We start from the raw sequence: 13,949 nt of genomic DNA, 5'->3' as shown, positions 1-13,949 counted from the left end.
GTGCCGCCGGGTGTGCCGCCGGCGAGTGGCGGGCGTGCGGGACACTGGCCGACGTGGCGACACCGACGGCAGGACGGACGACGGCAGGACGGACGACGGCGGGGCTGGCGGGGGCTCCCGGCTCCCGGGAGGCGGCCCGCCGGGCATGGCCGGTCCGGGCGCTGCTCGGCGTGCTGCTGCTCGTGCTCGCGGTGGTCGCCGTCCTGACCGGTGACCTGGGCGCCCGCCTGCTGCTGGGCGCCCTCGGCCTGCTCGCCGCCGTCCGCGGCGCGGGCCTGCGGCGGGCCGGTGCGCTGCGCCTCGGCGGCGGAGCCGTCGCCGGTGGCCTCGCGGCGCTCGCCGTCGCCGCCGTCTCCGCGGTGGGCACCGGGTGGGTGCTGCTCGCCGGCGTGCCGCTGGGGCTGCTGGCGGCCGCGGCGGTGGCCTCCGCGCGCGGGGGTGCCGCCCGCCGCGCCGGCTCGGCCCTGCTGGTGTGGGCCGTGCTGGTCGGCGGGCTGCTGGCCGTCACGGCGGCCGTCCAGGGCACCGGCCGCGCGGCCGCCGTCGCGACGGTCGTCGCCGCGCTGGCCGCCGGTCTGGCCGCGGTGCCGGTGCTGGTCGGCGCGGCCGGGCTGCGGGCGGTCGCCGCGCAGCCGGTGCCGGCCCGGCCGGCCGGGTGCGCCGGCTGCGCCTGCGCGGCCGGCGGCTGCGGCAACGCCTGAGCTGGTTCCGGACGGGGCCGTCCCGGGGTAGTGCCCCGGTCGTGAGCGGACACGTCTTCGTCGTCGGAGCCGACCTGACCCGCCTGGTGTGCGACGACGTCCTCGTGCCCACCGGTCGCACGCTGCGGGTGGCCGGCAGCTGGCGGGAGCTGCTGCCCGACGACCTGGTCGCCGACGAGGACGACCAGGGCGTCTGCGTCGACCTGGAGTGGTCCGGCGCCGAGCGGGTGCTCGAGGTGCCGGGAAGCGGGTCCCGGCGGGTGTGGCTGCTCGACACCGTCGACGACCGCGGCCGCGGCCTGGACTGGCTGCTCGACGGCGCGCGCGAGGCGCTGGCCGCCGTCGCCCGCCGCGAGGTGGGCGAGCCGGTGCACGGCCGCGCGCGCCGGCTGGTCGGCCTGCCGGCCCTGGGCACCGGCTGGGGCGGCGCGGCCGGCCGCCGCGGTGACCTCCTCCAGCAGCTGCTGCCGGTGCTGCGCGAGGCCGCCGCCGAGCACGGCTTCGACGTCGCCCTCGTCCTGCGCGGCCCCAGCGACCTCGCCGCCGCGCAGCGGATCCGGCGGGGCGACACCGCCGGCTGGGACCTGCCCGACCCGCTGCGGACGCTGGCCCAGCAGCTGGGGGAACGTGCCCGGCGCGGGCAGCTGGCCCTGTTCATCGGCGCCGGGGTCAGCGCCGCGGCGGGGCTGCCCACCTGGGAGCAGCTGCTCGACGAGCTGGCCGGCCGCTCCGGGCTGGACGGGGAGCTGCGGGCCGGGCTGTCCCAGCTGCCGCCGCAGGACTCCGCGGCGCTGCTGGCCCGCGAGCTGGGGCGCGAGCGGCTCCAGGAGTTCGTGCAGGAGCGCTTCGGCCCGGGCCCCTACGCGCTGGCCCACGCCCTGATCGCCGACCTGCCGGTGCAGGAGTTCGTGACGACCAACTACGACCCGCTGGTGGAGCTGGCCGCCGCCGACATCGGCCGCGAGCTGTCGGTGCTGCCCTACGACGAGGCCCAGCCGGGCCGGCCGTGGCTGCTCAAGCTGCACGGCGACGCCGCGCACCCGGCGAGCGTCGTCCTGACCCGCGAGGAGTACCTGCAGCTGGGTGACTCGCGGGCCGCGCTGGCCGGCGTCCTGCACTCCCTGCTGCTCACCCGGCACGTGCTCTTCGTCGGCACCTCCATGCTCGACGACGACCTGATCCGCATCGCCCACCAGGTGCGCAGCGCCGTCAGCGGTCCCGGCCGCGAGCCGCGCCACCGGTCGGGCACCGTGCTGGCGCTGCGCGAGGACCCCGCCCGCAGCCGGCTGTGGGAGCAGGACGTCGAGACGGTGGCGATGTCGCGCGCCGACACCCCGGCCGCCGAGGCGGCGCGGCGGCTGGAGGTGCTGCTGGACCTCATCGGCTGCCTGTCCACCCCACCCACCGGTTACCTGCTCGACCCCGCCTACCGCGGGATGCTCGACGAGGAGGAGCGCGGGCTGGCCGAGGCGCTGCAGACCGTCGCCGACCGGGTGCCCGAGGGGCCGGCGACGACGTCGGCGGCCGGGGAGGTCGCCGCCCTGCTGCGCCGGCTCGGGTACGGCCGGTCGGCCGGCCGCCGGGACGACGAGCCGCCGGAGGGCCCGTCCGACGCCGCCACCGAGCCGCGCGACGACCGGCTGCAGCAGCAGCGACCGGGCTGAGCGGTTGTCCCGCCGCTGGGCGGGCAAGGCCTCCCCATGCGCCTGGAGAACGGCCTCGCCCTGCTGACCAAGGGGTACGCCTGGATGCCCGACCTGCGCCGCGCCCGTGGGCTGCGCGCCGCCGGCACCCGGCTCGGCGGCCTGCCCGCGGTCGGCATCGAGGGTCCCGAGGCCGCCCGGTTCCTCTACGACGAGGACCACGTGCGCCGCTCGCACGCCATCCCCGAGCCGGTGCAGGGCACGCTGTTCGGCAAGGGCGCGGTGCACACCCTCGACGGCGAGGCGCATCGGGTGCGCAAGGCGATGTTCGTGTCCGTGCTCATGGACGACGCCGGTGTCGCGGCACTGTGCGAACGGGCGTGCGCCGACTGGGACGCCGCCGCCCGGGAGTGGGCGACCCGCCCGCAGGTCGTGCTCCTCGAGGAGTCGGCCCGGGTGATCGCCGGTGCGGTGACCCGCTGGGCCGGGGTCGCGGTCGCCCCGGAGGAGGTGCCCGCCCTGGCCCGCGACCTGCTCGCGATGGTCGACGGCTTCGCCACCGGCGGACCCCGGCACTGGCGCGCCCGGCGCGCCCGCGGCCGGCGCCAGCGGTGGCTGGCGCGGGTGGTCGAGCAGGTGCGGGCGGGGCAGGTGCCGGCCCCGGCGGGGTCGGCGCTGCGCGTCGTCGCCGAGCACCGCGACGTCGACGGCGGGCTGCTCGACCCCCGGCTGGCCGCCGTCGAGCTGCTCAACGTCATCCGGCCCACCACCGCCGTCGCGTGGTTCATGGCCTTCTCGGGCCACGCGCTGGCCCGGTGGCCGCACCACCGGCCGCGGCTGGCCGGTGCCGACGGGGCGTTCGCCGAGGCGTGGGCGCACGAGGTGCGCCGCTTCTACCCGTTCGCCCCGTTCATCGGCGGCCGGGCGCCGCGGCGGCTGGAGTTCGGCGGGCAGGCGATCCCGCGCAACGCCATGGTGCTCCTCGACCTCTACGGGCAGAACCACGACCCGGCGCTGTGGGAGGACCCGTACGCCTTCCGGCCCGAGCGCTTCCTCGACCGGGAGATCGGCGCCTTCGACCTGGTGCCGCAGGGCGGTGGCGACCCGCGCACCACCCACCGCTGCCCCGGCGAGCAGATCACCGTCGCGCTGCTCGCCGCGCTGGCGCCCCGGCTGGCCCGGCTGCCGGCCGACATCCCCGCCGGCCAGGACCTCACCATCTCGCTGCGCCGGATCCCGGCCCGCCCGGCCAGCGGGCTGGTGCTCCGCCCGGTGGCACCGGCGCGCTGAGCCGGTGCGGGGCCGCCGGCGCACGGCCGGCGTGAGGGGAGGGCGGCAGGGGTGCGCCGCCGGTCCTCGTGCTCTGCCCACGCGTGTGGGCAGAGCACGAGGACGCGCGGCCCCTGTGGCGGCGCGGAGCGGGCGTCCCTCAGGCGGCGACGGCGGTCAGCCGGGACAGCACCGCCGGCAGCGGGCCGGGCGACAGGACGACCAGCCGCTGGGTGGCCCGGGTCAGCGCCACGTAGAGGTCGTTCCCGCCGCGCACGCCCTCGTCGAGCACCCCCTGCGGGTCGACGACGACGACGGAGTCGAACTCCAGCCCCTTGGCCTCGCCCGGGGTCAGCACCACCGGCCCGAGCGAGGAGTCCGCACCGGGGCCGGACTGCACGTCGGGCCGCACCTCGCCCAGCGCCGCGACGACGTCGGCCAGGCGGCTGGGCGGGACGAGCACCGCCGTCGTCCCCTCGCCGCCGGCCAGCTCCGCGGCCACCGAGGCCGTCCGCCCGGCGAGGCCGGAGGCCCCGGTCACCTCGGCCACCGGCGGCGTCCCGCCGGTGCGCACCGACCGCGGCGGCCGCAGCCCCGTGCCCGAGGCGGCCAGCACGTCGGCGGCGACGTCCATGATCTCGGCCGGCGTGCGGTAGTTGACCGTCAGCTCCTCCAGCCGCCACGCGTCGCCGACGTGCGGGCGCAGCACCGCGTCCCAGCGGTCGGCGCCGGCCAGGCTGCCGGTCTGCGCGACGTCACCGATGACGGTCATCGACCGGGTGGGGCAGCGCCGCACCAGCAGCCGCCAGGCCATCGGCGAGAGCTCCTGGGCCTCGTCGACGACCACGTGCCCGAAGGTCCAGGTGCGGTCGGCGGCGGCCCGCTCGGCGGTGGTGCGGATGTCGAGCTCGCGGTGCCGGTCGGCGAGGTCCTCGGCCGAGAGCAGGTCGCCGGCGCTGAGCACCTCGGCGGCCAGGTGCTCGTCCTCGAGGTCGACCGACCGGGAGCCGTGGAGCACGTCGAGGGTCTCCTGCGCGCGGTCCAGCGCCCGCCGGCGGTCGCGCTCTTCGCGGGCCCGCTGCGCGCTGTCGTCGAAGCCGAGCAGCTCCTCGGCCTCCTCGAGCAGCGGCACGTCCGCCGGCGTCCACCGCGCGCCGCGGGGGCGGTGCAGCAGCGCCCGGTCGGCGTCGGACCAGCCGGGCGTGGCCGTGGCGATGCGCGCCGGGTCGGCGTAGAGGTCGGTGAGCAGCCGCTCGGGGGTGAGCACCGGCCACAGCTGCGCGAGCAGCGACCGGACGCCGGGGTCGCCGGCCACCTCGCGGCGCAGCGCGGCCACGTCCTCGGAGTCGAAGAGGTCCCGGCCGACGTCGATGCCCGCGCCGATCCGGTCGGCGTAGCGGCGGGTGAGGGTGTCGACCAGCCGCCGGACGAACACCGGGCGGGCCAGGTTGTGCTGCGGGTCGGCCTTGCGCGCGGCGGCCTGGGCGCGGGCGACGTCGACGGGCCGCAGCCGCAGGGGGAACCCGTCGAGGACCACCTCGCGCGGCCGGTCGGGCACCACCTGCCGGTCGGCGACCGCGGCGCGCAGGACCTCCACCATCCCCAGCCGGCCCTTGACCGCCGCTGCCTCCGGGGACTCCTCGCCGCGGGCGTCGAGGCCCGGGCGCAGCTGGCCGAGCCCCGCGAGCAGCACGCCGGTCTCGCCCAGGGAGGGCAGCACGTCGGCGATGTAGCGCAGGAAGGTCGGCGTCGGGCCGACGACGAGCAGCCCGCGCCGGGCCAGCCGCTCGCGGTGCGTGTAGAGCAGGTAGGCCGCGCGGTGCAGGGCCACCGCCGTCTTGCCGGTGCCCGGCCCGCCCTGGACGACGAGCACGCCGCGGTCGTCGGCGCGGATCACCCGGTCCTGCTCGGCCTGGATCGTGCGGACGATGTCGGTCATCCGCCCGGTCCGGGAGGCGTCGAGGGCGGCCAGCAGCGCCGCCTCACCGGTCAGGCCCGATCCGGCGACCCCGCCGGTGAGGACCTCGTCGTCGAGCCGGGTGACGGTGCGCCCGCGGGTCCGGATGTGCCGGCGCCGCTCGATGCCCAGCGGGTGCACCGGGGTGGCGGTGTAGAAGGGCCGGGCCGCGGGCGCGCGCCAGTCGACCAGCGCGGGGTCGGTGGCGGCGTCGTCGGCGGGCAGCCCGATCCGGCCGATGTAGAGCGAGCCGTCGTCGGTGCGGTCGATGCGGCCGACGCACAGGCCGGCCTCGGCGGCGTCGAGCGCGGTGACCCGCTCGGTCTGGAACCGCACGGTCGCGTCGCGTTCCTGCAGCGCCTGCGGGTCGACCGCGGGCCAGGAGATGGCCTGGCGCAGCCGCCGGGTGGCCAACTCCCGCGCGGCGTCGAGCCGGGCGTAGAGGTCGGTGACGTACTCCTGCTCGGAGGCGAGCTCGGGGTCGGGGACGACGTCGGACGGGGTCGCCGGCAATGCACTTCCCTCTGCTAGAATGGTCGTCGTTCTCTCTCCGCCGCCATTTCGCGCCCATTCCGGCGCGTGCGGCAATCGACCATCCTGCGCCTTTCGGGGACCGGTTGTCACCCCTGCGGCGGCGTGTGCCGGGTCTCGCGCAGACAGGCCGTCAGGTGGGCAGCGAGCTCGACCGGCCGGGACAGCGCGACGAGGTGGCCACCGGGCACCTCGTCGACGTCGAGTCCCAGCCGTTCCCGCGCCACCCGCCGCTGCAGCGGGAGAGGGAAGAAGCGGTCGTCGCGGCCGGCCAGTACCCGGGTCGGCACGTCCGGCCACGCGGCCAGCGGCCACGGCTCGGTGAACGGCGTGCCCGACTGGGCCGACGCGTGCGCGGCACCGGCGGCCCAGACCTCCGGCGCGACGTCGTGGGAGAAGTCGGCCTCGACGTCGTCGCCGACCGGGCGACCCTGCTCCCGCGCGCAGTCCGCGCGGGCGGCGGCCTGGCCGACGGCGTCCCACCACTCGCCTCCGGTCTCGCCCGGCCGCGGCACCATCGCGTTGAGCAGCACCAGCAGTCGTACCGGTCGCCGGGCGGCGACCAGGGGCGCGGTCAGCCCGCCCATCGACTGGCCGACCACCACCACGTCGCCGTCGGCGCCGGCGTCGTCCAGCGCGGCGAGCGCGACGTCGGTGTAGGCGCGCAGCCCGGCGGAGTCGTCGTCGGCCGGGAGGTCGACGGCCACCGGGTGGTGCCCGGCCCGTTCGAGCTCGGGCACCACCCGGTGCCAGTACCAGGCGCGCCCGCCGGCGCCGGGGACGAGGAGGACGGTGCTCACACGTCCCCGACCGCCGCGGCGCCCGGGACTCATCGGTCCCGCGGGTCAGAACAGCTGGTCGATCGCCGCCGCGACCAGCCCGGCCGCCTCGGCGTCGTCCATCTGCGCGGACACCGCCGGCTCCTCGCCGGTCAGCGAGGAGATGCCGCTGTCGGCGGTCGCCTCGTCCGAGGCGAGGCCGTAGCCGTACTCGACCGTGGTCTCCCAGTAGACCCAGCCGTCGGCCTCGGCGAAGACGTAGCTCACCGACGCGTAGGCGTAGGACGTGGTGGCCGCCGGCTCCGACCAGTCGGCGTAGCCGTCGTCGTCCTCGTCGTAGGCGACCGCGTCGATGACGCCGTCGAGGTCGGTGTCGGCGCCCCACACGTCGGGCAGCGCGTTGCCCGTCGTGTCCACGCCGACCTCCTCGACGTAGCCGTCCTCGTCGCTGTCGAAGGCCCAGGTGTCGGCCCAGCCGTCGAGGTCGGTGTCGACGGCGACCTGCTCGACCAGGCCGTTCTCGTCCCAGTCGATCGCCCAGGTGTCCTCGTAGCCGTCGCCGCTGTCGTCGAAGGCGTACTGGTCGACGTAGCCGTTGTCGTCGGTGTCGTAGGCGTTGTAGGCGTACGTGTCCGCCGACGCGGTGCCGGCGGTGGCGAGCACCGCGGCGACGGCGGCCGCCGGGACGGTGGCGCGCAGCAGGGTGTGGGTCAGGCGGGTGCGGGCCGGGCGGGTGGTGGTCGGGCGGGTGCTGGTCATGGCGGGTGCCTCCTCGGTCGGAGCCGTGTCCGGCTCGCTGCGAGGACGCTCCCGCCCCCCACCTGCGGCTGACTGGGAGCCGTCTTGGACGCCCGCTTGCAGACCGCCTGCGGGAGCGGCCGGGGGCGACCCGGCGGGTCAGCCCGCGAGGTAGGGGATGGTCTGCGGGCCCTCGGGCAGGTAGCAGACCCGGGCTCCCGGGCCGTGCCGCTCCACCGCCTCGGCGATGGAGCCGGCCAGGTCCGCCGTCGGGGTGAGGTGGGCGGCGCGCACCGCGTCCGGGCCCAGGCCGTCGCAGTACAGCTGGACGTCGGCCTTGCCGAGGATGCGGGCCAGGATCTGCACCTGCCACTGGTCGGGCACGCTGAACCCCTCGGAGGAGATCAGCTCGAGCAGCCCCGCCGGGTCGTCGGCGGCACCGAGCACCTCGGCGAAGGAGCCGTGCGCGGGCAGGCCGTCGGCGCACTCGGCGGCCACCAGGACGCTGCCGCCCGGGCGCACCACGCGCTCGGCGGCGGCCATCCCCTTCACCGCCTGGTAGAGGTTCTGGTCCAGCGGGAACCCGGAGTTGGTGGTGACGACGACGTCCATCGGCTCCGGCACCGCCCGCATGGCGGCGGCGCGGGCCAGCTCGCAGGCCCGGGCGTGCATCGCGAACAGCTCGCCGCAGACGACGTGGGTGATCCGCTTGGCCCGGTCCAGCAGCACGTCGAGGGCCAGGTGCGGGGGAGCGAGCGCGGCGCACGCCCGGATGTCGCGGTGCACCGGGTTGTCCTCGACCACGCCCCAGGTGGCCAGCGGGCTCCCGATGCGGGTGGCGTCGTGCAGCACCATCACGGTGTCGATCCCGGCCAGGCCGGGGGCCACCATCTTCGGCCCGCCGCTGAAGCCGGCGAAGAAGTGCGGCTCGACGAAGCCGGTGGTGATCCGCAGGTCGGCCTCGACCCACAGGGTGTTCAGCTCCAGCGGGACGCCGTCCCCGGCGGTACCGAGGGACGTCAGCGAGCTCCGGTCCCGGGCGTCGTGGTTGACCACCGAGCAGCGGGCCAGCACGTCGTCGCCGAGCATCTCCCGCAGCTCCTCGGCGGTGTTGCCGCGGTGCGTGCCGGTGGCCACGAGGACGACGACCTCGCACCCGGGGGCGGCGGCGTCGATCTCCTCGAGCAGGGCGTGCAGCACCGCCGGGCGCGGCTGCGCGCGCGTCCCGTCGCAGACGGAGACCGCCACGGTCATCCCGGGCCGCACCTGCTCGCGCAGCGGGGGCACGCCCAGGGGGTCGCGCAGGGCGTCGCGCAGGGCGGTCGCCGGGTCGGCGAGCGCCGGGTCGTCCTGCGGGGTGATGACCAGGGCGCCGTCCTGCAGCGGGACGTCGATCGCGCCGCGGCCGTAGGCGAGGGACACGGTCGGGGGTGCTGCCGTCATCGGACCGTCCTCCAGCTGCCGGGGGGACGTCGGCCGGCCGGGCGGCGACCGACGTCGGCAGCCTAGCCACGGCGCCGTCCGGAGGCGGGCCGCGGACGGGTCCGCTCCCCGCCGATGCCGCAGGATGGGGCGGCGGCCGCACCGGCCGGCCGCACGAGGAGGGGACCTGGCATGAGGGCGCGGCTGCTCGACCTGCTCGCCGGCCTGCCGTACCGGGCGGTGGCCTGCAGCGGCGGCGTGGACAGCCTGACCCTGGCCACGGCCGCGCACCGGGCCGCGCCGGACACCACGCTGGTCGTGCACAGCGTCACGCCGGCCGTCCCCGCGGCGGCCACCGCCCGGGTGCTGGCGACCGCGGCCGCCGAGGGCTGGGACCTGCGCACGGTGCGGTCGCGGGAGTTCGAGGACGAGGCCTACCTGGCCAACCCGCGCAACCGCTGCTACGTCTGCAAGTCCCACCTCTACGACGCGATGGGCGAGCTGGTGACGGTGGCCGGTGGGCGGCACGTGCTGCTCAGCGGCGCCAACGCCGACGACCTCGGCGAGTACCGCCCCGGCCTGCGGGCCGCGGCCGAGGCCGGCGTCCGGCACCCCTTCGTCGAGGTGGGTGCGGTCAAGGCCGACGTCCGGGCGCTGGCCCGGGAGCTCGGGCTGGCGCACGCGGACCTGCCGGCGTCGCCGTGCCTGGCCAGCCGGCTCTACACCGGGACGGCGGTGACGCCCGCGCGGCTGCACGCCGTCGAGGTGGGCGAGGCGCTGCTGACCGCCCGCACCGGCGTGGCCGTGGTGCGCTGCCGGCTGCGGGAGGACGAGGTGCGGATCGAGGTCGGGGCCGCCGACCGCGACCGGGTCGGCCCGGACGTGGTGGCCGCGGTGCTGGCGGCCGTGCGCGCCGTCGAGCCCGGCATCCGCACCGCCGTCCTCGACGAGGAGCCCTACCGCCCGGGGCGGGCCTTCACCCTCACCCCCGTCGCCCGATGACCGACCGCGGTCACGCCGACCGGGGGTACGTGGACCTCGGGTTCGCCCGGGTCGACACCGACCGCGCGGCCCGCACCGGTGACCCCGAGGTGGTGTACGCCGCCGGCAAGACCGCCGAGGAGGTGGTCGCCATCGTCGCGGCGCTGCGCGCGGACGCTCCCGACCGGCCGGCGCTGGTGACCCGGGCGGCGCCCGGGACCGTCGCGGCGCTGACCGCCCGCTGGCCCGACGCGCTGGTCGAGCGGTCCACGGTCGCGGTCGGGCCGCTGCTGCCGCCGGCCGGGCTGGTCGCCGTCGTGAGCGCCGGCACCTCCGACGAGCCGGTGGCGACCGAGGCGGCCACCACGCTGCGGGTGCACGGCGCCGGCGTGGTCCGGGTGACCGACGTCGGGGTGGCCGGGCTGCACCGGGTCCTCGACGTCCGCCCGGTGCTCCGCGACGCCGACGTGGTGGTCGTGGTCGCCGGGATGGAGGGCGCCCTGCCCAGCGTCGTCGGCGGGCTGGTCGGCACGCCGGTCGTCGCGGTGCCGACCAGCGTCGGCTACGGCGCCAGCTTCGGCGGGCTGTCCGCGCTGCTGGGGATGCTCAACTCCTGCGCTCCCGGGGTGGTCGTCTGCAACATCGACAACGGCTTCGGCGCCGGGGTCTTCGCCGCCCGGGTCGCCCGCAGCATCGCCGCCGGGCGGGCGGAGTGAGCCGGGTCGGCTGGCTGGACCTGGGCAGCGGCGTGTCCGGCGACATGCTGCTCGGGGCGCTGGTCGGCGCGGGGGTGCCGCCGGCCACGCTGTCCGCGGCCCTGCAGCCGCTCGGGCTGCCGATCACCCTGCGCCGCGAGGACGTCCGCCGCGGCGGGCTGGCCGCCGTCCGGGTGCACGTCGAGGTCCCGGACGCCGGCCAGCCGCACCGGACGTGGGCCGACGTGCGGGTCCTGCTCGACCGGCTGCCCGAGCCGCTGCGCTCCTCGGCGTCCGGGGTCTTCGCCGCGCTGGCCCGCGCGGAGGCCGCCGTGCACGGCGTCCCCGCCGACGACGTCCACTTCCACGAGGTCGGCGCCCTCGACGCGGTCGCCGACGTGGTCGGCGTGTGCGCCGGCGTGGCCGCCCTCGGCCTGGACCGGCTGGTCGCCTCGCCCATCGCCCTGGGCGGCGGGTCGGTGCGGACGGCGCACGGGCTGCTGCCCGTCCCCGGGCCCGCGGTGCTGGCCCTGCTCGCCGACGCGTCGGCGCCGGCGCACGGCGGCCCGGACGGCGAGGAGCTGGCGACCCCCACGGGCGTGGCGCTGGTGACCTCCCTGGCGTCGGGCTACGGCCCGCTGCCGCCGGTGCGGCCCACGGCGACCGGCACCGGTGCCGGCGGCCGGGATCCCGCCGACCGGCCGAACGTGGTGCGGCTGGTGGTGGGGGAGGCCCTCGCGGCCGGATCCCCGCAGCCGGGGTCCGCGCAGCCGGGGTCCCTGCAGCAGGTGGTGGTGCTCGAGACCAACGTCGACGACCTCGACCCGCGGGCCTGGCCGGCGGTCCTCACCGGCCTGCTGGCCGCCGGGGCGCTCGACGCCTGGCTCACGCCGGTGCTGGTGAAGAAGGGCCGCCCGGCGCACGTGGTCAGCGCGCTGGCCGAGCCGGCCGCCGTCCCGGCGGTGCGGGCCGTGCTGTTCCGGGAGACCACCACGCTGGGGGTCCGCGAGTCCGTCGTGGCCCGGCAGGTGCTGGCCCGCCGGTTCGCCACCGTCGCCGTCGACGGGCAGCCGGTGGCCGTCAAGCTCGGGCTCGGGCCCGACGGCGGGGTGCTCAACGCCGTGCCGGAGTGGGAGGACGTCGTCCGCGCGGCGGCGGCGCTGGACCGGCCGGTGAAGGCGGTCCTGGCGCAGGCGAGCGGGCTCGCCCAGGTGCTGGCCGCCGGGTCGCCGTCCCCCGGCACGGGCGGGGTGGGGCTCCCGTGACGGGTGGGACGACACGGTGCTCCCGGCAACCTCGATGTCATCGAGACGTCATGACGGGTGCCTACCGTGGGGTGCTCACCCGGACGACAGGGGAGCGCACCGTGAGCACCACCACGCTGGACACCACGACCACCACGAGGACCACGACGAGGACGGGCCGGGCCACCTGGACGTGCCCGAACTGCCGCGGCGAGACCACCACGGCCAAGAAGCGCTGCACCGACTGCGGCACGTCGCGCTGGTGAGCCCGGGACCGGGTCCGTCGTCGCACCCGGTCCTCCCTCACACCGGCGGCGGGGCTCCGCGCAGCCGCACCACCGCGGCGCGGTGACGACGGCGGCCGACCAGCCGCCACACCAGCCGCCACCCCCCGCCCACGCCCGCGAGCAGCCGCGCCCGCTCCGCGGGTGCGGCGTCCTCCAGCGCCAGGCCCAGCAGGAGCAGCCGCTCGCGCCCGGACAGCGCCGGCCGTGCCGCGCGTCGGATCGCCGTCCAGCCGGTGGCCGGCAGCCGGTCGGCCACCAGGGGCAGCAGCTTGCGCTCCTCGGCGGCGGTGAGCGCCTCGACGGCCGCGGCGAGGTCGAGGCAGGCCAGCGCGAAGGCGTCGCGGGCCCTCGGCGACCGTGTGACTCCCCACTGCCGCCCCGCGGTGGACAAGGCACGCAGTGCCCGGTCGACGACGGCGCAGCGCGCCGTCCAGCCCGCCACCGCCTCCCGCGCGGCCGGGGCGGCGTCCACGGGCAGGGCGCGCAGCAGCGCCGGCCACAGCAGCTCCCGCTCGGTGGTGGTGTGCCCCCGCAGCACCCGCCCGAGCAGGTCGGCGTGCCGGGTCAGGGTGGTGGTGCGGGCCGGCTCGCCGGCCGGTGCCCAGGTGGCGAGGTCGGCCAGCAGCCGCAGTTCCCGGCGGACCAGCCGGTGCAGGACGAGCTCGTAGGCGACGGCCCGCGGACCGGTGGTCCGGGCAGCGGGGCCGGCTGTAGGGGGACGGACCGAGGGAGTGGTCACGGGACACCTCGGGTGGTGCTGGGCCGGTCCGGTACGAGCAGAGCGTAGGGAGGCCGGCGGCGGCCCGACAGGGGGCACGGCGCCGTTCCGGCTCCGGCGGGTGCGCCGGGGGGCGGCGACAGGGACGGCGCCGTCCGTTACGTTCGGTCCGTGAGCGTGATCACGCGGAACGCTGTGCGCGTGAGGGGTCCGGAGACGGGCCGGCCGATGCTGTTCGCCCACGGGTTCGGCTGTGACCAGACCATGTGGCGGGCCGTGGCCCCCGGCTTCGCCGCCGACCACCGGGTCGTCACCTTCGACCACGTGGGGTCCGGCGACTCGGAGCTGGCGGCCTACGACCCGCAGCGCTACGGGTCGCTGCGCGGGTACGCCGGCGACGTCGTCGAGATCTGCCGCGAGCTCGACCTCGGCGGCGTCGTCTACGTGGGCCACTCGGTGGCCGCGATGATGGGCGTCCTCGCCGCCGCCCAGGCGCCGGAGCTGTTCGCGGCGCTGGTGATGGTCGGCCCGAGCCCGCGCTACGTCGACGAGGACGGCTACACCGGCGGCTTCTCCCGGGCCGACGTCGCCGCGCTGCTGGACTCCCTCGACAGCAACCCGCTGCAGTGGTCGGCGGCGCTGGCCCCGGTGGTGGCCGGTCCCGGCAACCCGCTGGTGGCCACCGAGCTGGCCGGCAGCTTCTGCCGCACCGACCCCGTGGTGGCCCGCCAGTTCGCGCGGGTCACGTTCCTGTCCGACAACCGCGCCGACCTGCCCGGGGTGCGCGTCCCCACGCTGGTCCTGCAGTGCAGCCAGGACGCGATCGCGCCCGAGCCGGTGGGCCGCTACGTGCACGAGCACGTCCCCGGCAGCGTCTTCACCCAGCTGTCGGCCACCGGGCACTGCCCCCACCTGTCGGCGCCGGAGGAGACGACGGCGGCCATCCGCGCCTTCCTCCGCGACACCGGGTTCTGACCGGGCGGC

Annotated in this window: 13 protein-coding genes; 7 read left to right on the top strand and 6 right to left on the bottom strand. The window is 77.7% G+C overall.

Annotated features, from left to right (window positions below; genetic code table 11):
• The first annotated feature begins 53 nt into the window (after nt 1-53).
• From ACU616_RS01165 to ACU616_RS01155, 3 genes are read left to right on the top strand one after another with little or no spacing between them, the layout of a single operon-like run.
• Complete coding sequence (locus ACU616_RS01165; RefSeq protein WP_446756660.1) at nt 54-701, top strand: hypothetical protein; 648 nt, start codon at nt 54-56, stop codon at nt 699-701.
• A 41-nt stretch (nt 702-742) separates the two neighbouring features.
• Nucleotides 743-2,365: an SIR2 family NAD-dependent protein deacylase gene (locus ACU616_RS01160; RefSeq protein WP_446756659.1), complete on the top strand. Its 1,623-nt coding sequence runs from the start codon at nt 743-745 to the stop codon at nt 2,363-2,365.
• A gap of 36 nt (nt 2,366-2,401) precedes the next feature.
• Entirely contained in the window at nt 2,402-3,634 is a 1,233-nt protein-coding gene (locus tag ACU616_RS01155) for a cytochrome P450 (RefSeq protein ID WP_446756658.1), read from the top strand.
• A gap of 139 nt (nt 3,635-3,773) precedes the next feature.
• On the opposite strand, the gene ACU616_RS01150 is transcribed toward ACU616_RS01155, so the two are convergent.
• The 4 genes from ACU616_RS01150 to larA form a co-directional block, all read right to left on the bottom strand.
• A complete protein-coding gene (locus tag ACU616_RS01150; protein WP_446756657.1) occupies nt 3,774-6,083 on the bottom strand; it encodes a HelD family protein in 2,310 nt (769 codons plus the stop codon).
• A 107-nt stretch (nt 6,084-6,190) separates the two neighbouring features.
• Nucleotides 6,191-6,901, bottom strand: a complete 711-nt coding sequence (locus ACU616_RS01145) for an alpha/beta fold hydrolase (protein ID WP_446756656.1) — start codon at nt 6,899-6,901, stop codon at nt 6,191-6,193.
• A gap of 45 nt (nt 6,902-6,946) precedes the next feature.
• The gene (locus ACU616_RS01140; RefSeq protein WP_446756655.1) at nt 6,947-7,639 is read right to left on the bottom strand and encodes a hypothetical protein; all 693 of its coding nucleotides are present in this window, start codon (nt 7,637-7,639) and stop codon (nt 6,947-6,949) included.
• A gap of 138 nt (nt 7,640-7,777) precedes the next feature.
• Nucleotides 7,778-9,061, bottom strand: coding sequence for a nickel-dependent lactate racemase (larA, locus tag ACU616_RS01135; protein WP_446756654.1), 1,284 nt, complete (start codon nt 9,059-9,061; stop codon nt 7,778-7,780).
• A gap of 171 nt (nt 9,062-9,232) precedes the next feature.
• On the opposite strand from larA, the gene ACU616_RS01130 reads away from it, so the two are divergent.
• The 3 genes from ACU616_RS01130 to larC are packed head-to-tail and all read left to right on the top strand — an operon-like array spanning nt 9,233 to nt 11,981.
• Complete coding sequence (locus tag ACU616_RS01130) at nt 9,233-10,042, top strand: ATPase (protein WP_446756653.1); 810 nt, start codon at nt 9,233-9,235, stop codon at nt 10,040-10,042.
• The gene (gene larB, locus ACU616_RS01125) at nt 10,039-10,737 is read left to right on the top strand and encodes a nickel pincer cofactor biosynthesis protein LarB (RefSeq protein WP_446756652.1); all 699 of its coding nucleotides are present in this window, start codon (nt 10,039-10,041) and stop codon (nt 10,735-10,737) included. The genes ACU616_RS01130 and larB overlap by 4 nt, the downstream gene beginning before the upstream one ends.
• The gene (larC, locus tag ACU616_RS01120; protein ID WP_446756651.1) at nt 10,734-11,981 is read left to right on the top strand and encodes a nickel pincer cofactor biosynthesis protein LarC; all 1,248 of its coding nucleotides are present in this window, start codon (nt 10,734-10,736) and stop codon (nt 11,979-11,981) included. The genes larB and larC overlap by 4 nt, the downstream gene beginning before the upstream one ends.
• 61 nt (nt 11,982-12,042) lie before the next feature.
• Here larC and ACU616_RS01115 read toward each other — a convergent pair whose 3' ends face one another.
• Together ACU616_RS01115 and ACU616_RS01110 are read right to left on the bottom strand one after the other, a co-directional pair.
• Entirely contained in the window at nt 12,043-12,213 is a 171-nt protein-coding gene (locus tag ACU616_RS01115; RefSeq protein WP_446756650.1) for a hypothetical protein, read from the bottom strand.
• Nucleotides 12,214-12,263: 50 nt separating this feature from the next.
• Nucleotides 12,264-12,986 (bottom strand): hemerythrin domain-containing protein, encoded by a 723-nt coding sequence (locus ACU616_RS01110; RefSeq protein ID WP_446756649.1) that lies wholly within the window; start codon nt 12,984-12,986, stop codon nt 12,264-12,266.
• A 180-nt stretch (nt 12,987-13,166) separates the two neighbouring features.
• Between ACU616_RS01110 and ACU616_RS01105 the strand changes: the two genes are divergently transcribed.
• Entirely contained in the window at nt 13,167-13,940 is a 774-nt protein-coding gene (locus ACU616_RS01105) for an alpha/beta fold hydrolase (RefSeq protein ID WP_446756648.1), read from the top strand.
• Nucleotides 13,941-13,949 lie beyond the last annotated feature (9 nt).

Source organism: Geodermatophilus sp. URMC 62 (assembly GCF_052931475.1).
The sequence above is the reverse complement of the archived record's forward strand: the minus strand, read 5'-3'. Positions and strand labels throughout refer to the sequence as shown.